The organism is Candidatus Nomurabacteria bacterium (assembly GCA_016699085.1).
Lineage (GTDB): Bacteria > Patescibacteriota > Minisyncoccia > Phycocordibacterales > UBA9973 > CAZLWF01.
Window position 1 is genome coordinate 89,531 of the sequence record CP064958.1, and the last position, 26,878, is coordinate 116,408.

29 protein-coding genes and 1 tRNA gene are annotated in these 26,878 nt (G+C 37.9%); 3 read left to right on the plus strand and 27 right to left on the minus strand.

Annotation, left to right across the window (positions count from 1 at the left end):
- Positions 1 to 28: 28 nt before the first annotated feature.
- The 16 genes from IPF86_00440 to IPF86_00515 all read right to left on the minus strand — a co-directional run bounded on the left by IPF86_00440 (position 29) and on the right by IPF86_00515 (position 13,257).
- Positions 29 to 718 (minus strand): hypothetical protein, encoded by a 690-nt coding sequence (locus IPF86_00440; protein ID QQR50378.1) that lies wholly within the window; start codon positions 716 to 718, stop codon positions 29 to 31.
- Positions 719 to 723: 5 nt separating this feature from the next.
- Entirely contained in the window at positions 724 to 1,917 is a 1,194-nt protein-coding gene (locus IPF86_00445) for a hypothetical protein (GenBank protein ID QQR50379.1), read from the minus strand.
- A gap of 99 nt (positions 1,918 to 2,016) precedes the next feature.
- Entirely contained in the window at positions 2,017 to 2,589 is a 573-nt protein-coding gene (locus IPF86_00450) for a DNA-3-methyladenine glycosylase I (GenBank protein QQR50380.1), read from the minus strand.
- Positions 2,590 to 2,650: 61 nt separating this feature from the next.
- Positions 2,651 to 2,893, minus strand: coding sequence for a hypothetical protein (locus IPF86_00455; GenBank protein ID QQR50381.1), 243 nt, complete (start codon positions 2,891 to 2,893; stop codon positions 2,651 to 2,653).
- Positions 2,894 to 3,004: 111 nt separating this feature from the next.
- Positions 3,005 to 3,451 carry a DUF1761 domain-containing protein gene (locus IPF86_00460; GenBank protein QQR50382.1) on the minus strand — a complete coding sequence of 149 codons (447 nt, stop codon included), beginning with the start codon at positions 3,449 to 3,451 and terminating at the stop codon, positions 3,005 to 3,007.
- 79 nt (positions 3,452 to 3,530) lie between these two features.
- On the minus strand, positions 3,531 to 4,073 hold the full coding sequence (locus IPF86_00465) for a hypothetical protein (protein QQR50383.1): 543 nt from the start codon (positions 4,071 to 4,073) through the stop codon (positions 3,531 to 3,533).
- Positions 4,074 to 4,203: 130 nt separating this feature from the next.
- The gene (locus IPF86_00470) at positions 4,204 to 4,455 is read right to left on the minus strand and encodes a hypothetical protein (GenBank protein QQR50384.1); all 252 of its coding nucleotides are present in this window, start codon (positions 4,453 to 4,455) and stop codon (positions 4,204 to 4,206) included.
- A 78-nt stretch (positions 4,456 to 4,533) separates the two neighbouring features.
- Entirely contained in the window at positions 4,534 to 5,424 is an 891-nt protein-coding gene (locus IPF86_00475) for a hypothetical protein (protein ID QQR50385.1), read from the minus strand.
- 98 nt (positions 5,425 to 5,522) lie between these two features.
- Positions 5,523 to 6,605 (minus strand): hypothetical protein, encoded by a 1,083-nt coding sequence (locus tag IPF86_00480; GenBank protein ID QQR50386.1) that lies wholly within the window; start codon positions 6,603 to 6,605, stop codon positions 5,523 to 5,525.
- On the minus strand, positions 6,595 to 9,552 hold the full coding sequence (locus IPF86_00485) for a C39 family peptidase (GenBank protein QQR50387.1): 2,958 nt from the start codon (positions 9,550 to 9,552) through the stop codon (positions 6,595 to 6,597). Before IPF86_00485 ends, IPF86_00480 begins: the two co-directional genes overlap by 11 nt.
- A 138-nt stretch (positions 9,553 to 9,690) precedes the next feature.
- On the minus strand, positions 9,691 to 10,236 hold the full coding sequence (locus tag IPF86_00490; GenBank protein QQR50388.1) for a hypothetical protein: 546 nt from the start codon (positions 10,234 to 10,236) through the stop codon (positions 9,691 to 9,693).
- Positions 10,237 to 10,336: 100 nt separating this feature from the next.
- On the minus strand, positions 10,337 to 10,606 hold the full coding sequence (locus IPF86_00495; protein ID QQR50389.1) for a TfoX/Sxy family DNA transformation protein: 270 nt from the start codon (positions 10,604 to 10,606) through the stop codon (positions 10,337 to 10,339).
- Between the two features lie 35 nt (positions 10,607 to 10,641).
- A complete protein-coding gene (locus tag IPF86_00500) occupies positions 10,642 to 11,268 on the minus strand; it encodes a DoxX family protein (protein ID QQR50692.1) in 627 nt (208 codons plus the stop codon).
- A 52-nt stretch (positions 11,269 to 11,320) separates the two neighbouring features.
- Positions 11,321 to 12,526 carry a metallophosphoesterase gene (locus IPF86_00505; GenBank protein ID QQR50390.1) on the minus strand — a complete coding sequence of 402 codons (1,206 nt, stop codon included), beginning with the start codon at positions 12,524 to 12,526 and terminating at the stop codon, positions 11,321 to 11,323.
- A gap of 3 nt (positions 12,527 to 12,529) precedes the next feature.
- Positions 12,530 to 12,925 (minus strand): peptide-methionine (R)-S-oxide reductase MsrB, encoded by a 396-nt coding sequence (gene msrB / locus IPF86_00510; GenBank protein ID QQR50391.1) that lies wholly within the window; start codon positions 12,923 to 12,925, stop codon positions 12,530 to 12,532.
- 5 nt (positions 12,926 to 12,930) lie between these two features.
- Complete coding sequence (locus IPF86_00515; GenBank protein ID QQR50392.1) at positions 12,931 to 13,257, minus strand: hypothetical protein; 327 nt, start codon at positions 13,255 to 13,257, stop codon at positions 12,931 to 12,933.
- An 86-nt stretch (positions 13,258 to 13,343) separates the two neighbouring features.
- On the opposite strand from IPF86_00515, the gene IPF86_00520 reads away from it, so the two are divergent.
- Positions 13,344 to 15,497 carry a glutamine synthetase III gene (locus tag IPF86_00520; protein ID QQR50393.1) on the plus strand — a complete coding sequence of 718 codons (2,154 nt, stop codon included), beginning with the start codon at positions 13,344 to 13,346 and terminating at the stop codon, positions 15,495 to 15,497.
- A gap of 27 nt (positions 15,498 to 15,524) precedes the next feature.
- Here the strand turns inward: IPF86_00520 and IPF86_00525 are convergent, their stop codons facing one another.
- Positions 15,525 to 16,133, minus strand: a complete 609-nt coding sequence (locus IPF86_00525) for a DedA family protein (protein ID QQR50394.1) — start codon at positions 16,131 to 16,133, stop codon at positions 15,525 to 15,527.
- Between the two features lie 120 nt (positions 16,134 to 16,253).
- Between IPF86_00525 and IPF86_00530 the strand changes: the two genes are divergently transcribed.
- Complete coding sequence (locus tag IPF86_00530) at positions 16,254 to 17,318, plus strand: alpha/beta hydrolase (GenBank protein QQR50395.1); 1,065 nt, start codon at positions 16,254 to 16,256, stop codon at positions 17,316 to 17,318.
- A 208-nt stretch (positions 17,319 to 17,526) separates the two neighbouring features.
- On the opposite strand, the gene IPF86_00535 is transcribed toward IPF86_00530, so the two are convergent.
- Positions 17,527 to 18,375, minus strand: coding sequence for a hypothetical protein (locus IPF86_00535; GenBank protein QQR50396.1), 849 nt, complete (start codon positions 18,373 to 18,375; stop codon positions 17,527 to 17,529).
- 84 nt (positions 18,376 to 18,459) lie between these two features.
- On the opposite strand from IPF86_00535, the gene IPF86_00540 reads away from it, so the two are divergent.
- The gene (locus IPF86_00540; protein QQR50397.1) at positions 18,460 to 19,065 is read left to right on the plus strand and encodes a hypothetical protein; all 606 of its coding nucleotides are present in this window, start codon (positions 18,460 to 18,462) and stop codon (positions 19,063 to 19,065) included.
- 155 nt (positions 19,066 to 19,220) lie between these two features.
- On the opposite strand, the gene IPF86_00545 is transcribed toward IPF86_00540, so the two are convergent.
- The 9 genes from IPF86_00545 to IPF86_00585 form a co-directional block, all read right to left on the minus strand.
- Positions 19,221 to 19,307 (minus strand) — tRNA-Ser (locus tag IPF86_00545).
- Positions 19,308 to 19,487: 180 nt separating this feature from the next.
- Positions 19,488 to 20,099: a hypothetical protein gene (locus IPF86_00550; protein QQR50398.1), complete on the minus strand. Its 612-nt coding sequence runs from the start codon at positions 20,097 to 20,099 to the stop codon at positions 19,488 to 19,490.
- A gap of 204 nt (positions 20,100 to 20,303) precedes the next feature.
- Positions 20,304 to 22,010 (minus strand): hypothetical protein, encoded by a 1,707-nt coding sequence (locus IPF86_00555; protein QQR50399.1) that lies wholly within the window; start codon positions 22,008 to 22,010, stop codon positions 20,304 to 20,306.
- Complete coding sequence (locus tag IPF86_00560; protein QQR50400.1) at positions 21,991 to 22,908, minus strand: hypothetical protein; 918 nt, start codon at positions 22,906 to 22,908, stop codon at positions 21,991 to 21,993. The genes IPF86_00555 and IPF86_00560 overlap by 20 nt, the downstream gene beginning before the upstream one ends.
- Positions 22,905 to 24,824 carry a hypothetical protein gene (locus tag IPF86_00565; protein ID QQR50401.1) on the minus strand — a complete coding sequence of 640 codons (1,920 nt, stop codon included), beginning with the start codon at positions 24,822 to 24,824 and terminating at the stop codon, positions 22,905 to 22,907. The genes IPF86_00560 and IPF86_00565 overlap by 4 nt, the downstream gene beginning before the upstream one ends.
- 89 nt (positions 24,825 to 24,913) lie before the next feature.
- On the minus strand, positions 24,914 to 25,054 hold the full coding sequence (locus IPF86_00570) for a hypothetical protein (GenBank protein ID QQR50402.1): 141 nt from the start codon (positions 25,052 to 25,054) through the stop codon (positions 24,914 to 24,916).
- A gap of 45 nt (positions 25,055 to 25,099) precedes the next feature.
- A complete protein-coding gene (locus IPF86_00575; protein QQR50403.1) occupies positions 25,100 to 25,258 on the minus strand; it encodes a twin-arginine translocase TatA/TatE family subunit in 159 nt (52 codons plus the stop codon).
- Between the two features lie 11 nt (positions 25,259 to 25,269).
- Positions 25,270 to 26,004, minus strand: coding sequence for a twin-arginine translocase subunit TatC (locus IPF86_00580; protein ID QQR50404.1), 735 nt, complete (start codon positions 26,002 to 26,004; stop codon positions 25,270 to 25,272).
- 4 nt (positions 26,005 to 26,008) lie between these two features.
- Entirely contained in the window at positions 26,009 to 26,875 is an 867-nt protein-coding gene (locus tag IPF86_00585; GenBank protein ID QQR50405.1) for a glucosaminidase domain-containing protein, read from the minus strand.
- Positions 26,876 to 26,878: the final 3 nt, after the last annotated feature.

Consider the following 26,878-nt stretch of genomic DNA (forward strand, 5'->3'; position numbering starts at 1 on the left):
ATATATGCCAGCTTTTTCAAATTTGTAGTTATAAACTTTTAGGAGTTTGATTTTCGCTAGATTGGATTGGTACTATTGGTTTTGTGACTTCAACCACTGGTTCCAAACGCTTAGCAAGTTCAACGTACATGTATGACAATGCAATAATCGACACAGGAATAGAGATAAGCAATCCTACACCGAGCGCTATTGCACCCAAAATATTGATACCTGCAATCATAATCATAAAGAGCCATAGTTCCCCTTTTACGCCTTTCGTCATTCGTGCACTCTCGCGGAAAGCATCTCGAATCGAGAGGTCGTCTTTATCGATAACGAGGTATTTTGCAAATGAGAATTTGATCGCCCATATGATACCTGGAATAATAAATAAAATAAGACCGAGGATTACGATCGCACCGTAGAGTATCGATACAGCCAAATAGCGAAGAATCATTCTCACTGAACGCAAAATATCACTCGAATGAGGCTCGCTGCCACGGACAACTTTTATCGTGACGTAGATAATTCCTACACTGAGTACTATTTGGTACAACACACTAGAGATGGAAAAGACAGCAGCCAAAAGTGGCATTGAATGTTCAGTAGCCTTTTGTGCGTTTTGAAATACGATCGTGATCCCAAATAAAAGTACACAGAAAATTATGTAGAACAAATATTCCTTTTTAAATGCCTGCCAGCCAAATCGCAATGCCTCCCGCTTTGGTAATTGTGCCATATAGACTAGAGTTCTTCGGTTGCTGAAGTCACAGGTGTTTCCACAGCATTATCTAATAATTGTGCTGCGACTGATTCGAGGAGCATAGCCTCATGTGCGACAAATGCACTTATTGAATCAAATGATCCTACGTTTATAGTGCCTTCTTTCAGCTCTGCAACAGAATCTCGGAGACTATCGCTTGTTTTGTATGTTGGACTTTTCTTCATTAAAAACTTATACCATGGTGCTCGCACTTCGACACCATTGTTGGTATTGTCGACAATAATCCGCTGGATCACATACGTCTTTGCAAAACCGAGGAACTTAGCGTTGGCTGCATAGGATATTTCGGTCATATCTTTATTCATGACAATCTTTTTGATTCGATCATTGTCTCTCATTAATGTTTCAGCATAAAGTTTGAGATCTTCAAGTGTTGCTACACTTGTGGCACGATCAATTCGGACAGTTTCCAAAGTTGTAGGCCCGAGTTCACTTCGGTTAATAGTGAGAGAAAGATCAGCTGCTTCTGGCGCTTGGTCACCTTGGGCTACGTAACTTTTATTTTCATCCCAGTTAGTCTTAAAACTAGCGAATGATGCTTGGATGTTTTGGAAGTGACTATCAGCACTAACTCCAGGTAGTCCACGCAAACACGAGAGTACTCGTGCGTTGAACGCAATTAAATTCTCAACTCTATTCATATCTGGACCTGCAGATTTACCGAGTTCATGGATAACTTCAACTAATACTGAACGGAAAATGGTTTTTAGACGGCTTTGGGCAACATCACTATTGCCTATAAGATCAAGTTCACTAGACATAGCCATTTGCAAGGCACGTTCCTTGGTGTACAAATCTTTCTGCACTTGTGACACTTCGTCGGCTGGAGTTGCTAGAACACTATAGCTATCGACATTCCAAGCAAAACTAGATCGGTCGGCCTCACTAGCTCCCAAAAATGTACTATCGATCGCACTACAAAATGATTCAGTGTCAGTATCAGGAATACTTTTAGTACCGATATCACTAACGAGATTATCAACGATATAGGTAAGGTATCCAGAAGTCTTTGGGAGTGCAGTTGTTGTCGGAGCCTTCAATCCATCTGATGAAATTTCTGTTTCTGGTAATGCCGCAAAGATACTCGATGCGTAAAATAAGCTGATAATACTAAGCGTACTGACGAGCATAGAAGCTCTAGTGTGTGTTTTCATCCCGGTAGTATACCACCTGTAACCTAACTGTAAAATTGACAATAATAAATTAAGTGTCGGAGTTTATATCTTTATGAAGACAGGATTCTCAAAAAAACGTTACCTAGATTTATACCGGAAACAATTCGTTGTATGATCGTGCACCATGCCGATGCCTTGCATGAATGCATAGCAAATGGTCGAGCCGACAAATTTGAATCCTCGCTTTTTCAAGTCTATACTCATTGCATCAGATATAGCCGATGTCGGGGGAAGCTTTTTGTTAGGACTAAAAGAATGATGGATCGTTTTGCCTCCAGTAAAGCTCCAAATATATTTAGAAAAACTACCGAATTCTTTTTGAATAATTAGAAAACTTTTAGCATTGGTAATCGTTGATTCTATTTTCAGACGATTGCGGATAATGCCGGCATTTTGCATAAGCTTAGTAACATCACGCTTCCCCATCTGAGCAACTTTAGTCGCATCAAAATCATGGAAAGCTTTAGCAAAATTATCTCTTTTGTGGAGTATACATTTCCATGACAAACCCGCCTGATGCGTATCGAGCACGATGGCTTCGAAAATATCTTGATCTTTTCTCTTCGGTACTCCCCAAACCGTATCGTGATATTCCTGCATTCTCAGGTCGTCCTCCACCCATGCACAACGGATTTTTTCTTTGCTTTTCATTCCTCTACTATAGCAAAAACGGTCTTAAAAGACCGTTTATTATTTTCAATAAATTTGATATCTAAAAAAGAATTTCACTTGCTCCTACTGCAAAACCGAACAAAAATATTACTGCTGCATAAATTAAATTGATATACCTTTCGAGATTTGCACCGAATTTTTGTTTCAAGTTCCCATCCCATTTTTCAATTCTACTCGTGAAATTAAACACGAATGAATCCTCTGGAAAAGCCGGAATAGGTGGCATTGCATTTTTGGTGGCATTTGATTTATCAACTGTTACACCAATAGATAGATTGTTCATGAGTACAGATTTTTCAAACTATACTACGTACTACTAGAAACCACAATCATAAATCAAAAAGCAAAGATCGCTCTCTGCTTTTCGTCTGTTACTATTTATTAGTTACAATTTTTACATCCATGCACCCAATATCGCACCGAAAATCAAAAGTGACACGAGCATATAGCCAGCATTGATAAAGAATAATCTCCATGCCATTTTGCGAGGGCGATTGCTCCACATGGCACCACTAGCAGATAGTGGCATTGCAAATCCTAGCCACACCCAAAACGCTGTTGAAACACCTGACATAGCTCCAGTTGTGCCAAAGTATGCCATACCCATCACAATAATATGAGAGAGGACATATAACTCGATCAACAAGAGCACAAACTGCGTGAGATATAATTTCCACATACCTTTCTGAATCTCTTTCATTTTCTCTGGTGGCATGTTCATATCCATACCAGAAGCTTCCATGAATGCTACTCCAAAAAGGATTTTTGAATGCCACAGGAAACCTATAAACATTCCTACAAGTCCACACACTAATATCGCTACATAATTTACTGGGATCATATATATAGTAAACAGTGAGTAGTAAATAGTATACGACTATTTAAAACTAACTACTTATAAATTAAACTAATAATTTCGACTACTGATTTTTAATAACGAAATCTCCAAATACTTTCAAATCTTCACTCGATATCGAGTTTCGAGCGCTCGTATGTGCAACCCATGTCCGGTAACCATTGAGACATGTAAACGCAGAGACCCCCGGGACGAATGGTCCGTATTGATCTAGGGTACATGCTGACCAAGCTGGCGGATTGCCCCAATGGTCACCCCAGATAATTACCATATCATGATCAGGTGGCATGGTTCCTCGAAAAGTAGGAATTGCATCTGCAGTAAGCGCCTGCGGATCCATAGGAACAGCACTTGTATCTGAATAATATTCAATAATATTCATCTCTTGGGGATAATAGAAACCAAATGTAGGCGACTTGAGCCATCCGTCAGGAATCGATTCAATACTAGGATCAGCTGTATTGCTTGTTTCAATTTGTCCAGGCAATATTAAATTTTTATCTACATATCCTTCTTCTTTTTTCTCAGTAATAAGCCAGATGATAATACCTAGAAGCACCAGCACGGCCACAATGAGCCCTTTATTTATTTTTGAAGTATTTTGCATGTTATTTATTTTTATTTTTTATATCTATGTAAACGTTGCCCATCGCTTGATACGTTCCTTTCTGGACTCTTGCTTCTCAGAAACTGTAGCAATATTTTGCCACTCTTTAAAGTTTTCCATTACTTACTTATTATTGAGTGTTTAATTGATCAACATTGATGAAATGCGTACCATCAGGAGTCACGCATTGCTCTGGATATGATTCGAGGATAGGATGGCCAGCAAGAGCACAGTCCGCAAACGTGGTTATCTCTGTTTTTGGAGGAATAACATCAGGTAGTGTATTAGTTTTTCGCATTTCAAAATATCGTCCTAAAAATGCAGCCCCAATAATAAAAACTACGATACCGATCGCGAGCCCTCTAGGTAGTTTTTCTTTCATGCCTACATTGTACCCTATATAGAAATATATTCTAGAGATGCATGTGCAAAAAATAAAACCCACATATGTGGGTTTTTACTATACCTGTTTGATAACAAATGATGGAGTTGACGCACAGATTAGCGGCACAACCCAATCATCTAATTTCATCGAGATATGAATACTTTTCTTGGTTTGGAGAGCAAATTGATCAAAGGTTACATTTCTTTCTTGCGATAGTAAATTTCGCTTTATAAAAGTTTTCACTAATTCAGTAAACTCTTCAGTACATTCCTTTGAAAGATACAATTTTTTCACATTATCTCGAATCATTTTTTGTGTATTGATGATCATGTGAAAATTAGCCCCAGTAATTTTGATGTCATTTTTGAGTGTGATATCTATATTATTCACCAAAATCGACATTTCCGAAGGTATAACGGTATACACATCAGGTGCCCAGGGCCAAATACTATAGACGTCTCCCGGATACAGTAATTTATGATCTGTATGACGTAATACAATCTTTCTTTCTGGAACAACAAATTTGGACCAGTCACTCATGAAGAAGACGAGCTCGAAAAATATGCAGCCAATTGAAACTTGAATTAATCGCATCTCTCCTGCACTAAATGAAGTACCCATATTCGAACAAACTATAATCGGCAAAAAGAACATCACTACGAATGATAAACCCTTGGCAATGCTAGAAAAAAAGGATACCAATCTGTTCCAAATAGAGCTTTCTTTATAATTTCTATTTAAAAATTGGTGATTTTTTTCAATACCATAATAAGATACGCTGGTGAAAAATAATAGCATTGCAATACTTACCAAAAGTATTGCTCCAACCTCGCTTAGAGATTGCGGCCAAATATTTTGATGACCTGAGTACGGTCCATCTACTAAATTCAAGAGCAACAGTATCCAAGGAAATACCAGAGCAAATGTTACTACGTAAGTAAAATTCTTTGCATTTTTTGTTTTCATAACAATGAAATTTGAGATTACTATACAGTATTTCTATAGAAAATCAAGTTCATCTACTAAACAAAAAAGACCTTACATAGGTCATTTTTGTTTGTATTTTATTCGTCAATTGTGAACGTCTTCATTTCCCCACCAGGGATTGTATACTCAAGTGTCTTATCATCAATCCATTTTGGCTTATGCCAAAATGTCGTATCACCCGTTCGATCAAGAAGAATTTTTTCTTTCGTTATTACATTGTAGACATAAAAAGATACCTGCATATTTTTAGATGTCCATTCTGCTTGATATTCGGCATCGAATTCTTTTGTGCCTGTCCAGGGCGGGCCGTCATCATAGGTTACCCACGCATTTTCAATATTAAATGGATCACCTTCCATGGTTCCTGTTGGAGCATCAAATAATTGCCAGTTACCTGAAGAAACATCAACTTTCACAAATGCTAGCGTATCAGCACCGTCAAATAATCGAAACCAATAGTATTGACTATCTTTTGTCCAACCTATGAGACTAATGTCGCCACTAGCGCCCGGATATTTTGCAAATATATCTTGCATTGGAATAGCAACAACATCTTCACCGGAATCAATTGATTTGATAATGAATGAATAATCTTCGCTGCCAACATATCCTTTTATTAAATTAATGTATTTTTCGTGTGGATCGATATCAAAAGAAGTTTGATATATTAAAGTTGGTTTATTACTTTTTATATCAGTAAATGTAAAGTTTGATTCTGGATTTTTATCTATATATGAGTATTTCCAAACTTCAAATCTGTAATCTGGTAAGATTTGAAAGTTGCTGTAATCAAACCCCCAATATCTCAAAACATACATTGCGCAATCCCTTATTTTATAGACCTCTTGATTTGGAGGAACATTGTCAATTACAAATGAATTAATTTGTGTATTTTGACTATCAGTTATTTTTACTTCCATGGGGATAAGTGGTCGATCAAGACCATTCACCGCTTTTTCTCCATCTCGGGGGAAATTAATTTGTAATCCATCTGACTGACATTTTTCTATATTATTTGTTGCCATACTATCCCATACATCAGTAGGTGCCGGGATTACATCTTTTAGAAATTTAAAGTAGTAGAGAATAAATATAGTCAAAAAACCCACAATGATTATGAGTACAGCATGGAATATCTTTCGATGTGAATTAGAAGTCATACGAGAGTATTCCATTTGATGTTAAGAGAGCTAGTATAGACATACCGCTCTTATCATACACCTCTTCTGGCAAATTTGGCTTTGTTACAACTATATGAGTTAGATTCGTTGTTGCATTATACGTCGCAACAACTTTAAAAGCATCTTTAACCTTTATCGTTTGAGTCAGCTTTTTATATGATCCATCATTGGCCAGATTCCATTTATACTCAATCGTTGTATGTGGAAATTTAATTTTTGGATTAGCATTATAGCTAATATCTTTAACTCTTAGATTAATCGGAGAAATACCAGGGACAAAAGGTGCAGCATCGCTAACTAGATTGAGCTTTGTTGTATTACCTGATACATCAGCAATCGTATAGGTAAGATTTTCCTTCGTTGTTGAAGTTGGACTTTCTTCATCTACTCCAATAATACTTAGATCTTTATTGTCTTGATCAAATGCGATAAATACTTCGGGAGCTGTAATATCAGGAACATTTACTTGCTCTAATATAGTTTCACCCGTACCATTTATCGTGTCATATGTCGCAATAAACGAATCAACTTGCCCATCTGTAATACTACCTGTAGATTGACTTTGCGAATCATTACCAGATCCATCAAAAGAAGTAGCCGCAATAGTGTACGTACCTGCACCTGTGCCCGTAACCTTGAGAGTATAGTCCCCTACACTAGGTGTTGGAATGTACGCTATTTTCCAAGTATGTTCAGCTCCATTACCATCAGGATCATCATACATTTCATTAACATAACTGGCATTGGGAATATCAGCAAAAGTCTCATCAGTAGATGGATCATAGCCAAGTTTGTTACCTGCTGGATCTGTTATAACAATATCGGCAGGAGATGCAACATTAAATGCAAGGTACACAGTTGCAACTCCAGTCGGATTTGGTTTGAAAAGTCTTAGTCCTGCAAATTGCTTACTGTATGCGCGGACATGCTCAGTAGTATTTGTTTCTGATTCATTGAGGGTTTTAGTGTTGTAAAATGCCGGATCTTTTACTTCATAATTATTGGATGAGAGCTTATTTGCAAGAACTATAAAATGTGTGTGGGTTTTAGTATTTTTTATATACTGCACTTTTGCAATAACTGGCCGGTTGAGATCTAAATAACTATTGGCAAGACTGTAATTAGTTTCCGAGAAATCTCCAGAGTTTGCATCATAGGCTAATTGATTATCGGTGTATTGTGCTACTTTATACCAACTCATAGCACCACCAGGATAATAGCCCATATTGTTTTTTAACCAAGAATTTAATGTTAGTGGCGTTACATCATTTGCTTGTATATTTGTGATTCCATAATACCTAGCTACCATTACAGCAGAGACCATAGCGCAACCACAACTTGCAATTGTTATCCCACAACCAGTATTCCCAATACCATACGCATAATCTTGATTAAACCATGAAGAAGTTTCAGCAATACCGGGATAAGGTGATTGATTTTGTGTATACAGTGGTACATTTTGAATAACAAAATCAATATTATTTGTTATCCCAAATTCACTCCATGGGGATTTGTTATTTTGTGCATCCACTGCCCTGGCACGCCAGTGATACGAATCATCAGTATTCCCCTCACTCTTTATGCTAACTACTTCACCATCATTTACAGAGCCTGATATTAGTAAATTAGAACCGTCAAAAACTACATCATTAGGTTTAATTTCAACCTCCATAGAAGCCGTTCCTCCATCTGGCACATGCAACGTTCCTTTGAGGATAATTGTATCACCCGTATTAAGCCCCCCTTCTGCAAGTGAGTAGCTACCATCAGATTTGAATTGAGTAAGTAAATCAATACTGGGGCCACTAGTGCCAGCAAATGGATCAGTAGATAACCATGGAGAAAATGAAGAAAGATATTGAATGTCCGCAGTATCTCCTTGTCCTGTAGGATTCACCAATTCATCATAAGGGCCACTTGGATCACCCCACCAATTATTAGTTAAGTCAGGTATAGTACCACCTATGATAAAAGCAACAGTATTCCCAGAAAAAGAACTTTGGTGGACACTAAATACCCCATGCTCTGTTCCCCGCATACCAATTGCATTATTAAGTATTTGGGAATTCGTCATTGTTAATACTTCATCATCGGGGCCCAATAGTTTGAAACCACCCTCTGAAGATACATTGTCAACTGCAATTTCAGAAAAATTTTTTATCACAACTGAATCAAGTGTAATATTTGTTCCTAATCCATAATATCGAATACCAGCTTTCCCAGTATCAAAAATACAATTTGTGCAACTAAGAGACGAATCGTAGGCAACAATAGCCGCATAGGTAGTGGTGTTTATTTCAGTAAAATCAGTTAAATAAACTTGAGAAGTGAAGCCACTAAAAATACCCAGCACACTATCAGCTATATCAATGTTCGTTGCTGTTATTGTTGCATGATCTGCATATATATCTCTATGATTGTGATTAAAGGAAATATGATCAATAGAGGCCGTAACACTATGGTAATAAAGCGCATTTACTGCATATGAAAAATCAACAAAAGCAAGTGCTGATGTTGCATTAAAAATTTTGATTCCTCCCCAGTCATCATATCCAGGAGATGTCAAACTACCATCATTATTAGAATCCCCGCTAACACTATCATCCAGATACGAAGTAAATATAATTGGATTTGAAGCCTCCCCGACCGCATGCAATGTGCCTTTGACAGAAAGTAGAGGTGGATCTTCATCATCGGGATCATCGGGGCCATAACTTTTAATTACAACTCCGGGTTGGATAGTCAATATGACACCTAATGCAACATCTATCGGAGAAGTTATAATATAAGGGCTACCTCCGACATCCCATGTTGTATTGCTTGTAATATTATTCGTAATAATAGTACTTGCATGAAGTTTGTTGTTTGGAGCAAGTACAATGATGGTAATAAGTACCATCACAATAAAAATATATTGCTTGTACATATAGTATAAGTATATGCTTTGACTTTTTACTCGCAATATTGTAAAAATTTTTCTGTGGAAAACTTTTATATAAAAAACTTTTATGATATAAGGTTTTTTCAAACTAAAATAATATATATACACGGCCGTGTATATATATTATTTTAGTTTGAAAAATTGTTTTAGATTTTTATCGTCGCTTATAAAATCAACAATCATATACCTGACATTTTTACCAAAGACATAGTGAGTTTTCAAAAGCTCTATATAATCCTCGCACGCAAAAGGATACACCCATACACTCTGCTGCAGTTGTATAAAACCAATTTCTTTTAATTCATGTCTTAGTAGATCTCTCTTGGTCCGATTGCGCTCAAATATATCAAAGCAAACAACGCGCCATTTACCATCCCAATTTTTATTTTGTATATATCTATATTTCTTTAATTTCCAAAGAAATATCTTACCCATTTCTGATAGTTGATATGTGTTACTTTTATTAATTCTTTCTAGATACCCCTTATTGAGTAGGATTTCTATTTTTTTATTTACATACTGTCGTTTACTGTTGCGAAATAATTTACTCCTATCTATCATTTCATTTTTTTCAAAAAGCATATCCAAAGTAATCGAACCAAGTTCTGAAACAGCAAACAAAAGGTTCCCAGTTACTTTACCTAATCGTAATAATTTATTATTTATCATATATACCTTGTTATAATTTATATACACGACCGTGTATATAAATTATCTAGACAATATAATGTTAATAATACATAACGGTACAGAATTTTATACGAATCGTTTATTGTTTATCCTTAAACTTCCACCAGGCGACTTTGGTAATATTTCGCTCGCCGGTTTTTGCCATATAGACGAGCGAGCGGAGTACATAGAGCATACAGCGGTCGACGTGAGTACCAGCAAGTTTTTCAAGCTCTGCATATAGTTTGTCAGGATTTTTATTCTTGAGATCACTTACCTTCTGAATCCCAATCGAATAGAGATCCTCTGCAACCGCCGGTCCGACATTCGGCAATATTTGGAGTTCTTGTAAGATTGCTTGTTTATCCATATACCAAAGAAAACCCTTGCGGGTTTTCTAGAATCTTATTGGTGTATTTCATGCTTCGTGCAGCCATTTTTGCACATCTCACAGTTATCACAAGTCGACATATTGCTGCCGCAGGCTTTACAGTCGCATCCACAAGAAGCTGCGCTCGTCATCATGCACGTACAGTCACCACCCTTGCACATATTGCACGCACAATTCTTGCCGCCACAATTCGTTGATCCACAGAACATATGGCACGCACAGCCAGTTGATTTACATTTACCACCTCGACAGCACGGACAAATCTTTGGACCGAGCGCAAATATGCCAGGTCCAGCAAATGAAATACAAAGTGACGCAGCAAGCAGCAAGAGTTCGAACTCATAGCCTTTTGCACCAGTAAGCCCACCGACAAGTTTGAGCTTGAAGATCGCTACTGCCATGATAATAGCAAACAAGTAGCCAGTAAGTTTCGTACCCACACCAAGCACAAATGCAATACCACCGATAAATTCAACCCATGCGGTAACGTACGCTAAAAATGCTGGCAAGCCGAGAGATGCAAAGAACCCAACCGTACCTGCCATATTATCAATCTTCTGCCAACCGTGAGCGATAAAGATTACACCAATAACGACACGGAGTATGAGGAGTCCCCACGCACGACAGTTATAATGTTTCATCATATGAATAACGTATTTATAGTAATACGAGTAGTATATCACGCACTATTACCTAGTATCCAGACGTAAGTACGAATACTGTTATTTCAGGCCGCATACCCACACGTCCAGGGAAACCAAGCGCTCCTAGACCTCGATTGACATAGAGATACTGACTGCCGATATGGTATAAACCTGCCCAATGTGGATAGACATATTTGATAGGACTCCATTTTATTTGCTTTGTTTCAATACCAAACTGCATACCATGCGTATGACCTGATAGCGTCAGAGTAATCCATGGGTACATCGTATTCACCTCTTTATCAAAATGTGAAGGATCATGTGAGAGCAGTATAGTAAACAGATTTTGGTCAATATCGCTCGTGGCTTTGGCAAGATCGCCGTACTTTGTAAAATGCATTTTTGAACTCCAATTTTCTACACCAATCAAATTAATTTGTGCATCATTCTTTTGAATACTTACATGTTCATTGAGAAGTAAATTCCAACCTAGCTCCTTTTGATATTTTTTCAGTTGCAATAGATTGGCAATTTTTTCTTCAGGAGTTTTCCAAGACACATAGTCACCATAGTCGTGGTTGCCAAGTATAGAAAAAATACCAGATGGTGCCTTGAGCTTTTTGAGTTCTAGTATATATGGTAATACTTCTTCAACGCGATTATTTACCAAATCTCCGGTAAAGAAAACACAATCCGGCTGTTGTGTATTAATTAGAGCCACTGCTTTTTTAATCGGAAGAATGGATGTATAGGTACCACTATGAATATCTGAAATCTGCACAAATCGAAAGCCATTAAAGGCTTTGGGAATTTTCGCATCTACAATTTGTATCGTTTTGATACTTATGTGAGCAAGGCCGCGAAGCATGCCATACATAAACACAGAGAAAAGTACCAGTCCGAACATAAGCCCACTACCGATAGCCCACATGATAAGTTGAGATCCTACTACAAAAGGAGTGAGGCTCAACAAAAATACAAAGCTCAGCAATATACCACTAACAAAAACTGCCGCCAGGCTTGCGAAAAGTATAGTGACAAAGAGTGCTCGGCCATATACCTCACAAAAATGCCAACGGTTGCCAAATTTACTTACTTCAAATATATAGACCAAGGCAAATTCGATAGATGCAATACTTATCGAACCAAGTACGGAAAGCTCTTTATGAAAGATAAAAGCAACTTCTAGCCAAAATATGGCGAGTATAAATATACACCCAATGATAGTGATACCAATCGAAAGAAATTTTTTCATATACTATTCTTTTTTCTCAAAATCAATCGAACACGAATTAACACAGAAATGTTTCCCTGATGGCGCGTGCTCATCATCAAAGAGATACCCCAAGTGTGATTTGCATTTTGAACAAACTACTTCGGTCCGGTGCATACCCATCGTATTATCTTCGACATATTCGACACTGCCCGCTATTGCATCATCGAAAGCCGGCCAACCACGAAGTCCGAGTGGACCCTCAGCAGAGTTTAACTTGGTGTCAGATGCAAAAAGCTTTTGTCCGCAGATTTTGCAGGCATACATGCCTGCATCGTTCGTCTTCCAGTATTCGCCTGAATACGGCGCCTCAGTCCCCTTTTCTTGGGTTACATGGAATTCTGTCTCATTTAGTTTTTTCTTGAGTTCATCTTTGTCCATACTTTTTAGTTTTTCTGTAGCATTACAGCAAAACGGGTGGCGTCATTATCATTTGCTTTTATTTCGAGTCCGCTATTTTTGAATATTTTTACTAAATCATCAAAGTAATCACCAGACACATTAATCGGTATACTATTTTTTGCTTGTGGAAATGCACGAGCAATAATCTGCTGCCCTTTCCAAACTTGTATTAAATTATCTTCAGACTCAATCTTAAATTGCTTGTTTTTCTGATTAGCGACAAAAGCATTAAAAACATTCTCAATTTCTATTGGAATTGGAATGTCTTGGTCAATTATTGCTTTATTTTGTGCACGTTCAATTCCTAACATATAAAAAGTATACCACAATAAAGCTCCAAAAAAGTTTGTTTGACATAGATATATATATACTTTAGTATGAGGCAAACGTTATTCACATGTCAAAAGAAAACCAAACTAGCAAAAGCAAAAAAATCTCTGATTATTTTGCTGAAAATGTATTTACTGAGGAAGCAATGAAAAGCTACCTCAGCGAAGATGCCTTTCAAGGCGTAATGTCAGCTACAAAAACTGGACAAAAAATTGACCGGAAAACAGCAGACCAAGTCGCTGCGACCATGAAGTCCTGGGCAATTTCCAAAGGTGCCACTCATTACACGCATTGGTTCCAACCACTTACAGGTGCAACAGCAGAGAAACATGACGCCTTTTTCCAACTCACTGATGAAAACAAAGGAGCAGAAAAATTCGACGGGAGTGCATTAGTGCAACAAGAACCTGATGCCAGTAGCTTCCCAAGCGGTGGACTTAGAAACACGTTCGAGGCTCGCGGATATTCGGTTTGGGATCCGTCTTCACCTGCTTTTATTATGGAAATCGGAAGTGGAAAAACACTTTGTATTCCTACCATTTTTGTTTCCTACAATGGCGAAGCACTTGACTATAAGGCACCCTTGCTGAAATCTCTCCATGCACTCGAAACTGCTGCAGTAGAAGTGTGTCATTACTTTGATAAGAATGTTACCAAAGTGGTGCCTACACTCGGATGGGAACAGGAATATTTTGCGATTGATGAAGCACTGTTCGAAGCACGACCTGATCTGGTATTTTGTGGCAGAACATTATTCGGCCATAGTCCAGCAAAGGGGCAACAGTTAGAAGACCACTATTTTGGTTCGATCCCGGAACGGGTCTATGCATTTATGCTGGATTTTGAAACCGAATCCTTCAAACTTGGTATACCATTAAAGACGCGCCACAATGAAGTGGCTCCTGGGCAATATGAAGTGGCGCCAATTTTTGAAGAAGTAAATGTGGCCGTTGACCACAATCAATTATTGATGGATGTGATGCAACGGGTAGCGAGGCGCCATAAATTACGGGTACTACTTCATGAAAAACCCTTTGCCGGCATCAACGGAAGCGGCAAGCACAACAACTGGAGTATGGCCACTGATACCGGAAAGAATCTACTCTCACCGGGACGCACGCCAAAAAATAATTTACAGTTTCTTACCTTTTTTATCAACGTGATTAAAGCGGTAAGTGAAGGAGCCGATTTACTTCGCGCTTCCATTGCCTCTGCTGCCAACGACTTTCGTTTGGGAGCAAATGAAGCTCCTCCGGCAATTATTTCCGTTTTCATTGGCTCGTACATGACTAAAATTCTGGACGAAATCGAAACGAAAGTGGAAAGTGGAAAGTTTACTGAAGAAAGTGAGCAAAGTCTGCGTTTAGAAATTCATAATAAGATTCCGACTTTGTTTCAAGATAATACCGACAGGAACCGTACTTCTCCCTTTGCATTCACGGGAAATAAATTTGAGGTACGCGCTGTAGGTTCATCACAAAACTGCTCTTCCACAATGACAGTATTGAACACCATTGTTGCAGATCAGTTGATTAACTTCAAAAAAGAAGCTGATGGTTTAATTGCTAAAGGTAAGAATCGCGAAGTTGCCATCATGGAAATACTAAAGCGTTACATTACCGAAAGCAAAAAGATTTGTTTTGAAGGTAACAACTACTCCAAAGAATGGGAAGAGGAAGCAGCACGCCGCGGATTGAGTAATGTAAAAAACACACCCCGCGCCCTCGATTTCATGATGGCCAAAAAAGGAATCGATCTATTTGTCCGAAATCAGGTTTTCACCAAAGAAGAAATTCATGCACGCCATGAAATTGAATTAGAAAAATACATCAAGATTGTTCAGATCGAAGGCCGTATTATTGGCGAACTGGCAGTGAACCAAATCATTCCTGCAGCCATTCAGTATCAGAATGAACTGATCAATAACATAAAAGGGTTCCGGGAAATCGGGCTGGATGAACGTCATACCGAAGCACAAAAGAACCTGGTTACGGAAATCAGTGAACATGTGAATGCCATTCTGAAGATGGTTCATGAAATGACGGAAGCCCGAAAATCCGCTAATAACACAGAGGATATCCGTGACCGGGCCATTGCCTATTGTGATACCGTTAAACCATTCTTTGATGAAATCCGCTACCGGACCGATAAGCTGGAACTGCTGGTGGATGATAAGGTTTGGCCCTTACCAAAATATCGAGATTTACTATTTTTGAAGTAAAACAAAACCCTGAGTGACACAGGGTTTTTATTTTTTCCTATGCTTAATAATTTGAAAAATTGGCGGAATAAATGATACTACAAACACACCTATAATAATGGGTAGTATGTAGCGATCAATACCTGGTATTGTCTCTCCTAAGAAAAACCCGAGCAGTGACAGTGAGAACACCCAAAATATACCACCGATAATGTTGTACGTTAAAAATACTCCATAATTCATTTGTGTGGCACCAGCAAGTATTGGCGCAAACATCCGAATACCAGCCAGAAATCGTCCAATAATAATCGTCTTCTTACCATGTTTGTCGTAGAATTTTTTGGCTTGCTCAAGATAACGTTTCTTAAACAAGAAAGAATCATCACGAACAAAAAGCCGTGGACCGAGTTTCCTGCCGAACCAATACCCAACCGAATCACCAAGGATTGCAGCTATTGAACCAAAAGCAAGTAACAACCAAAGATTGATATATCCTTTGGAGGCAAGCAACCCAGCAGTAATCAAAAGCGTATCTCCTGGAAGTATAAAGCCCAAGAATGTGCCTGATTCTGCAAAGAGAATAGCAATAACACCTATTAGACCAAAGGTTGAAATAATAGTCTTAGGATCTAGGAGAGAAAACAAGTGTGAGATCATAACACTCGAAGTGTAACATACATAAAGCTTTATTTATGAAGTCTATTTATTTACAATATTGAGTATATATTTGCTATACTATAAGTACGCCTTTTTCTTATTAATAATAATCTATAATTTATGGAATTTTTCAGAGATCAATCATATAACTCAGCCAAGGTATTTTTCCTCTTGGCGCTCATCATAGGTTCGGGTATGTTTATTATGTATGGCGGCGGCAATGGTGACAATAGTTTACTAGGTCGTGTATTTAATAAAAAAAACACTACATATAATCCACTTAATAATAATATTCAGACTGGAATCAATATTGTCGTTCCAGGAAGTAATGTAGCAAGTACTAGTAACTGCACAGCGGCAAATGCTGGTTTCCCCGGATCGGTTCGTTATTGTAATGAAATTTTTAGCCAGTTAGATATTCCAGAACCTTCAGTATCAGCGGGCACTTCGGGAATAGTCTTTTCGTCTACATATGGTCTTAAGTTTGATGTCTATACTCCACCACTTTCTGACACAGCAACAAATCGAGCTGCGGTCATACATTTTCACGGAGGTGGTGGTGATGAGACTAGCGCTGGACCATGTAAACAATATGCAAGCTTTGGGTATGTATGTTTTTCTGGAGATTATCGAAATGATGATGCTGTAAAAGGATTTAGCTCAGCAGAACAGAAACATGCCACATCTGATGCGCAAGCAGCTCTACGCTATATCCGAATTCATGCGAGTGAGTATGGCATTGATCCAAATCGGATAATGTTAAGTGGTATATCTGCAGGAGGTACTGTTGCACTAGAAGCTGCTGTTTCTGGAAATAACCTTGACAATGTCAACTGGTTCTCATCTAGTGATCTTGAAGTTAACAGAGACAATCAATTTGGTATTGTGTCTTCAAAAAGCTGCGTAGCAACAAGTAATTCTGGCGCTCCAATGGTTTCTACCAATAGTTTAATTGATGCTGGAGATCCACCCACATCATTATTTCTAGGAGAAAATGATCTCAGTCATGGATGGACATGTAATACAGGGCAAGTATTCACTGATGCCATGACACTTATCGGTATTCCAAGTTATTTCCAGTGTTTTCCAGATACTGGCCACTCACTCAACCAAGGCCCAGCAATAGATGCTGTTGTCATCCCAATGGTATATAAAGAAATGATTGTTGAAAGCTGCACATTATAATATCATGTAGACACTAAAAATCCCGGAATTCCGGGATTTTTAATTGCGAGATATTTTTTTTTCGGTATTCATTGTGCAAAATTCGAACCTTTTTTGAAAGCAATCCTGATGAAGAAATCTGAAAAATGCGGACTCGGTTTTGCGAAACAATTTTGCGGAAGGAATGCAGGGCGGGGATTTCGGAATTTTGGCGGGTAAGATTAGAAGATTACAACTCTGTTTTTTTGATTACAAAGTTTTTTGCCAAACTATGTTTCCAAATAGTTGCCTTCCGTTTATTTTTAGTAATTATCATTTTAGGTCTTTTGGAAAAAGACAACATCTTTTTAAACTCATTCTTCTCATTTTCTCCGAACGAAGAACTATTTTTGAAAAGAGTATCTATTTCTGTCATCGTGTTTTTGTCGTATCTTGTCGTTATTATATAATCACCAATAACACAAAGATTATCTGTCATCGGTACACCGATCTTCTCATTTATACTTATCTGGATATTTGCTTTCGCAAATCGAGTTTTAAAATCTTTAGCAAAAAGCGTGTTGGCACCTAATGTTATCAGAACTTTGTTTTTCTTTTTTAAAGATTTTTTATATAAATACATTTCCGAATGAGGACTGTCATGTATAAACCAGCTATGATGGTTAAAGAAAAAGAACGGTTTATCGTTGAATCGTTCGGAAAGGGCAAGGAATAAATGTCCCCAATATATATTCAACGCATCCATGTCTTTGAAAACAATAACTTTGCGTCCCGTAAAAGATTCTTCAAGAAAAGGCAGGGCGACACCAAGATTTTGTTCACTTTCTTCTACGAAATCTTTGAGACGCGAAAGCCAGACTTTATTCAAAGTAAAGAGTTTTTTCTCTTTTATGATTACCTCATCTCGCATAAGCTCGCGTAGCGCTTTATATAAGCCCTGTTTCGAAACAGATAGTTTTATATTTACTTGTTCTAAGAGGTTTACTCCATCTATAGGACCTTTCGTAAGAATGTCCAAAATTCCCTGTCGGACAAGGGAAATAACTGGTATTCCTGTAAACTTGTGGTTTACTAGCATATAAATATCATATACTTTTTTTACTATATGTCAAGGGTGAGATAGAGTATCGGTAGATAAATTGTAAATTAAAAACTAAAAATCATGAAAAAAATATTAAAAGAATTTCGCGTTAGTGACGTATTTCGTCATGACGACTCAAAATGTATTCCCCAGAAATGGGCACGAGGAGCAAAAGTCATAGCCTTTGATCATAACGAGAAGTGCATTATTTCTCCTGACATCTTAAAAGGTAAGTTCTTAACATTTCCTTTTTCAGAGGGGAATTTCGCTCCCTTAAACACAAGTTTGTCGTCTATCGGTAACAGCTTACTCTCTGAAGATATTTTCTTTATCCTTTTGTACTTGTTTATTATAGAACCAAAAATGGGAAAGGAGTTATTGGGATTTGAATTTGAGAAAGAAGTGTGTTATTTATTTCCAGTCTTGTTTAGGAAATCCTATAAAAGGCTTTTTGCTACGTCATTAGACAGAACTATTTTCAGTGTTATTTGGAGTAAACAAGAATCTCCAATATCAACTTGGAATATAGAAACAGCGGAAGATAGATGGGAAGAAAGTGCTGGTTGGGGTCAACAAAGGGTATGGAGGAAATATCCAAAAGAAAGTATTATTATTTCTTTTAAACCAGACCCGGAGCCAGACCCTTGGATTGTAATATATCCTGAAAAAAATCTCATTGCGAAATGAGTTGAGTGATCTCAATAGTCCCCGTGATTTATTTCATGGGGATTTTTTATATAAGTTCCGCCCGCCAAAAAACGAAATCGGATTTTAGAGCCGAAATGGGGTCACACCTTCGTGCCGACCATATTTTTGGTTCGGAAACCCTTTTCGAAAAATTGCGGAGGGTAAGAGATTTGAACTCTTGATGCTCTTTCGAGCATACCGCCTTTCCAAGGCGGCGCACTAGACCACTATGCGAACCCTCCATTGCCTCCGCACGTAGGCGGAGGCAGGCAATCCCGCCCCGCATGCGCGGGGCTTGGGATACCTTCGGTGGAAAATATAAATATTCCCACCTTAATCGAAAGAACATCCACTCTTATACTATCCATAATTAAAAATGTTGCAACAAAAAAAGTCTGCGATAATCTGCAGACTTTTAACTATTATCCCCAAATGATATTTCCACCACCATCTCTTTCTGGACGAGGGAGTGGCGGCTGGGTATTGAAATTCATTCCTTGTTCTTCTACCCACCCAATGTTGAACCATTTTTCGATAATAGGACTAAGAAGTATAAACGGCGTACTTGCAAGCAAATTGATACCAGTAAATACAATCTGACCCATGATAATTTCTTGCCAGGTTACCGCATGAGGAGCAAAAAGCATTAAAGTACATGTAACAATATCAAAAATGACTAAGCCACCTATCCCGAATGTTAGGTAAAATCGCAACTTACTCACATACGATTTGCGCCTACGAATCTTTTTCCTTGCATACATATACGCTATACCCATACCAATGAGACCATACAATACTGAGTACATACAGTTCGTCCCTAAGTCGAGTGCGAGTGTATGATGAATATACGGCGCAATTATATTGAATAAAAATACACTACATGCACCAAAGAAAAAAACATGCCATTTGCTGAGTTTCCCTGCTGGCATTTGGAATGCCATGATGGGATTACCAGGAATATACGGCAAACTCGTAAGGAGTCTGTACGCAAGTGTTACAACAGCAAGCGTAAGTAATTTGAGATTATTTTTCATTTCAAAGAAGTTTAGATTTCTATCATATCGAAATTAGATAAAAATGCAAGTTGACTAGATGCGTGAAATACGTGTTACTTAATCATCTTAAAACCAAACCCCTTTGGTTTAAAAAGTTCTTCAGGAATAGAATAAGAAGTTGTTTTTATATCCTCAATCATGGATTATTTATAGCATGTATTTTTTAGATTCGATATCATAGCGTTACAGTAACTTTTTCAGTCTTTTTTCAATATACATATCTATCTCGTCTATATTTTTCTGTAGTGTAGTAAAGATAACTTTTTCTTTCTTGTTTAACACACGGTCAATTTTTATTGCTTCAAGTGATAGTAATTGCTTTGCTAAGTCTTCTTTTACTGACACCAGTTCATTATGGATTTTAGTGATGGTTTCTTTCAACTCGCGTTCAATCTTTCTTTTTGTGCCAAAATATTTATGCCATCCAATATAGCAAACAATGAGTAAGCCGACTGAACAAAGAATTATACATAAGAGCCAGAGCATGGTAATGGTTACTTGTGCAACACTTGTCTGATTTACTTTTACAAATATTTTTTCTGAGGGCTGGCTTTTAACCTCATCGGAAAGAATATTTGTACCGTAGATACTCAGTATTCCTACCTTTTTTATCTTATCTGTAGTAAAACTGAAAGTTCCATCCGTAGACGTTACCTCAGTATATTCCTTAATAATTTTGCCATCTAGTTGGACAGTTATGACAACAGGTGTGTCGGGATAATCGCTTTGCCCGGAAATAATGACTGATTCTCCTTTCACTATTTCTGTAGCATCAATAGATAGTACTGGTGCAGTTATATAAGAACTTTCATATAACAATTCTGACGTTGTGTAATTACCCGCCCTGTCGTATGCCGTCACTACTAAACTATGATTTCCTTGATTCAACACTGGAAGTGAGTATTGTTCATCTATCAATGTATCACTCTTCACCAGTAACGGTTCTGCCGAATCAATTTTTATTGTGTAGTAGTCTATTCCTGAGGTCACATCTTCCGCATTTAATGTGAGTAGGTTCTTATAATCTACAGTATGTACGACAGGAACAAATTCTTTTGGCGGTGTTGCATCTATCTTGATTTTATAATGCGCAGTTGGACTACTACCACCTGCACTGCTATATGAAAGATGGAAATAATGTATACCGTCCACGATATTAGTAAGAGTCTTTTCTGAGACAGAACTATCATAGACTAGAGTGGGTGTTGCATTTGAGATCTTATTCAAAAGAGTTTTAAGAGAACTAACCCCATCTGGCACTTTCCAATTAAAGGAGGCAGTATTATTTGCATACCAGATTTCCTGATTTGGATGAGTACTGGAGTAAATCTGAGGTTTTACTAATGATGAACTTGAAGTATCTTCAGTGGTAGTTGCATCCTCTAGAATTCCTATAGCAACAACACTTCCTGATTTTGAAATTAAAATATTTGTACCTAACCCATCATTTTCTCTAACCGCCGCATCAGAGTACACAATTGATGCTGTGCCTACCTTTTTAGCTTTAAATGTAATAGTTGCAATCGTACCACTACCACCTTTATAACCAGGATTTACAATACCTCCATTATAGGAGATTACGCCTGTGGTGTTCGAAAAAGTTGGTTCTTCTACCCATAAAGTAAAAATAGAATTACTCTTGCTTATTGATACTACCTGAAGTAAATCTACGGGAAATAAAATTTCCCCGTCAGAATTGTTTATATATTTTCCTGACGTGTTCGCAATAACGCTAATAGAAAACGTATTTCCAACACTCGTGGTGATAGTACTAGGTAAAAGCGAGAGTGTTGCGGAAAAAACAATAGTGGGTAGTAGGAAAAAAATTACTACACTGCACGCGACAAAACTATATGTCTCAAGTATCGATTTATAGAGTAGTTTGTGCATTGTATTTCCATCGTAGTATCAGTTTAATGAACGCATATAAACAAATAATAATGAGTACTGACACAACTATTGCTACCCAGTTAATTGGCTCTTTTGATACTACTGTTGCAGTTTGAAAGTTTCCTGCTTTGTCATACGCCAACACTGTCACATCCACATCCTGGGTTTGGTTTATAAGAACGTAATGACTGCCGCTTCTAACGCCAGGATTTGTTCCTTCTCTTACCTCGTAATAACTAATTCCTGATTGTCCATCAGTGGTCTCAAAAGAGAGAAATTTCTTACCATCATATAGATAACTATCTTGCAATACTTCTACAGTGAAAGCCTCTGGGGGTATATTGTCATTAGAAATAATTTCCTGCCATTTATCTATATTACTTTCATTTGCAACTCTAACTGAAATTATTGATATATCTTTCACTACCGTGCTTGGTGTACCTAATCCATCATTGAGATACGCAGTGACACTACTTGGCTTTATAGTAAAATCGCCGGGTTGGTTTATTTTCACAATTACTTTAAAAAGTAATAACTTATCCCCAGATACCCCACCTGGAAGTCCACCGACAAAATTAATATTTCCCTCTTCGAGCGATGGTTTACGTGGCCACAGGGTGAAAACCGAATTAACAACACTTAAATCCTTTATTTCAAAATTGCCATTGTGGGTATCACTTAGGGTAAGTGAACCATCCACTGAATTAATCTGCTCCCCTTCTGTATCCAGATAAATATCAATAATGCTAGTATCCCCAGCCACCAAGGCGCTATTTGATGAGGCACGAATAGCTACTGCATAACTTGTGACAGGTAGAGCAAAGGAGGTAATGAACAAAGTTACCGTAATAAAATATAAAAGTGCTCCTTTATTTCTTTTTAAAAATTGTTTTTTCATTTAGGTTTTGTTCCCCACTGATACAGCATAATAGAAAAATCAATTGAATCAACTTTTTGATCAAGATTGACATCTACGCAAGGATTAGAAAAGGTGGGTGATTGCTTCCAAAAGAACAGTAATATGGAAAAGTCTACTGAATCTACAAGACCACTAGAGTTGAAATCGGCCCCATTACACTCACTTGTATCTGCGTCGTCACTTGAGCCGGAAGCTCCCCCTCCTCCTCCACTACCTCCACCTCCTCCTCCAGCCTGCTCCTCACTCACCTCAGTCACAGTGAACACTCTAGATGCACCAGAACTATCTGTCCCGAAGTAAACAACCAATTTAAAATAATAGGTTCCAATTGAAGCCACACTTGCTGTGAGATTTGTGTTCCAATCTTCGCTAGGATTTATAAATTTTGCTGCCGATGCATAGTATGCGTCATCATTCCCACCGCATTCATTATCTAAATCAGTAACCACACACCATTCATAGTCATATTCATATCCACTAAGACCTTCGTTAGTGATAGTTACATTTCCCAACACCGAACTTATACTAGACGCTGTCACAGAATTTATCAATACCTGTGCGGGTGAACCTGAAACTTCCCAATAATCATTTGTCTGGATCGTCTTTCCACTTTCAACTTCTGTTGAGGCAACTGTTTCCCATAAGCCCTGAGAGGCGCCTGAAGCGACAGTATATGTATATTCATACACACCTGTACTCACCAGTGTCATGGGTACAGCGGAGACAACCGCATTACGGTTTGCATCATATACAGTTACTGTGGGCACTGAAGCAGGCGCTGTTGGTGTAGCGCTACTATTTAAAATATATACTTTAGTTCTATATACATATCCAGCTTGAATTCTCTCTAGATTACTCATCCTTACTGACCACCCTGTAATTGATGAAATAGTGCCATCCAAATTGGTCGCAATTTGGGCCCCGATTGATCCGACAGCAACAAGTGAATCGGAAAGTACGTTCCACACATCCGCAGCAGTAATATCATTACCATAGTTTGTAAGTGTCCTCGTTGCATTTGCCCAGACAGCAGTAGCTATGGAGGAAGTGGAGTAATCTGTGAGCGTGCGGGTAGCAGATGCCCACACATCAGCAGCGGTAAGATTACTAGTACCCCGACTAGATACTTCCACATCGAGATTATCCACAATCTTTTTCCCGATAGTACCCGATGTTGTTAATCCTGATGTAGCGACATCCCAAATTCCTTGTTTTGAAGCAGTGGAGAGTTCTACCGTACCACTATTAATCGATCGAGTACCGTATCCCCAAACATCCGCAGCAGTAATATTATTTAGCGCATTGATTAAGGTTCGATTTGTTTCAATTTCTGTAACTATTGTATTTTTTGCAGTATCAATATAACTCTCCGTTGCAAGCGATCCTCCCCCGGTCAATGTTTTATCTGTTAAACGCCTCACTGAAGCGTATGTATCATTCCACACATCAGCAGCTAGTGAACCGAATGCAGTCAGTGTACGATCACCATTGGCCCACACACTTGTCGCAATAGAACTATCGGTAAGAGTAGCTGTTTTAACAATAAATGTCTTGTCAACCTTAACAAGATCACCAGCAAGTGCCGTACCACAAGACATAAATGAAGCATATTTCCCGTTTGTAACGGGGGCAACATAATCGTAATGATGCCATCCGTTTGCATCGGCGGTCATTACTACCTCATTCACCAGAGTTGTTCCATTCGGGCTATATATAGAGATGGTACAGTCACTCGTATTTGCCGTGAAATCATCGTTGTATACAAATTCTCCTACAGTGATCGTATCACCAGGTGCGTATACAGTCTCTGATGCAAGCGTTACAGGTGCATTGCTAAAAAAAGTTACTAGCAGTACAACAAATAAATATTTTCCAAAGTAAGAACGAAAAATCATTGTCTATAAATTAGCTAGCACTTCATTAATAAATAAGTCTAATTCCATAAAGCATTACGGGTGTACAAACCTTTTACAGCATCAAAAAATTACCTTTTGTTACCCAATGATTTTAGAGAATTACCACTTGATTGCTTAAAAGCACCAATGACACTTCGTATTGCATCAAGAAAACTCTTTGTCATTTTTGGAATTCTTTGTGCACTAAAAAGAAAAAATATTACCAACACTATTATTACTACCTCCTTTCCACCGAGCCCAAACACATCGAAATATTATTTCTTCTTTATATCATCGTCAGACTTAAATGCTCCTGTTATGTGCTTAATCGCATCAACAAGACTTTTTGCTAATTCGGGTATTTTTTTAGCCCCAAAAAGAACTACAAGAATAACTGCAATGATAATTATTTCTTTTGTACCTAGTCCAAACATATATGTAAATGTTATTTTATAATTAAACTATGACGACTTTTAAAACTTGAATTAACCAGTATGGTCAACTCATAAATCAAGACCATGGGCAATGCCATTAAGACTAATGATAGACCATCAGTGGGTGGAAGTAAAGAAACGAGAATAAATATAAAAACAATCGCATGGCGTCGCTTGGAGCGCAGGTAGCGCACGGTAGTAAAACCAGTTCTAATGAGAAAGGTAATGACTATGGGGAATTCAAACACAAGTCCGAGGAGTGATGCAGTAAGTACAATCTCTGAGACAAATCGTGTAATATCCCAGTAATTTACAATACCAAGTGTTGTGTTGAGGTGGGCAATCGTTTCAATCGCAAAATAAAGTATTGCGAATCCATAGCCAAATCCTAAAAAAAAGAGCGGGATAGATACAGGTATTAATGCAATAAATAATTTTTTTTCAAGTTTTAATAAACCTGGACTCAGAAATGCATATAAATGATAGACGAAAAATGGTGTTACGACGACACTGGCAAGAAAGAACCCTGCACTCATAGCAAGATTTATAAGTTGAAAGGGTGCCGTAGTAACTATCAGCACATCTTTTATTGCAAGATGCTTAATAAATAACTTTATGAGCGGACTTGTAGTAAAAAATCCAATGATAAATACAAGTGCAAAAATTCTTAAGAGAGATAGGAGTCGCCACTGTAATTCATTAAAATAATTACTATATTGATGGAGATATTGATGCAAGCCATCCATAATATTATGGTAATTTCTTCTTAGGCTTCGGCTTTACCATATTAATACTAGGATCTTGTACAGGTGCGATGGGTATTACTTCTATTGAACTTGTGGGTAGTTCTGGTTCAGGCACTGGGGTCGATTCGTCTGGTTCTGGCTCAACAATTGGCACGACTGGTGCTTCTTTTGGTACTTCAGAGTTTGTCACAGGCGAGTCAGATGGCTCATCATGAGAAATAGGTGGGCTTACAATATTGACACGATGATCATTAAGCCAATCTGCAACTGCATCGACACCATCACTCCATGATGGATAGGTTCTCGTATCCACTCCATTATTACCGACATTACCAGGGTTATTGGTTTTAGCCCCAATACCAAGAGTGCCAAAAACAGAATCAAGTTCTATGAGTGCCATCATCAATCGGACATCAATATTGTATTTTACACCTGAATCAAAAATCATTTGCCCAGTAAGCGGACTTTCAACAGCAGTAAATCTGACATACTGCTCAATTTCTTCTGCTGAACTCATGGTGCCCATTTTTTCTAGGATACTCTGAATCTTTTTTTCATGATCAGGATCTACTGCATACGAAGTAATATCATATTCAAGCAAACATTTTGTAGCATCTGTTATCGTCGTAGGATTAAACGCAGCTTCAATACCCTTCTTTACTACATCAGCTTCTGAAAAGGGAGTATTCACTGCCGTCTCTTCAATACTAGAGAGTAATTTTAATTTGGAAACTGTATTTTGCACATCAAGAATTTCAGCATCTACTGCCACAATCCTCTCCAAATCACCTGACTGGAAAGCCTGATCTTTCGCAAGGGTCAAGCCATTTAATCTATTCGTCAATAATTGTATTAAATAATCTATATTCATAAA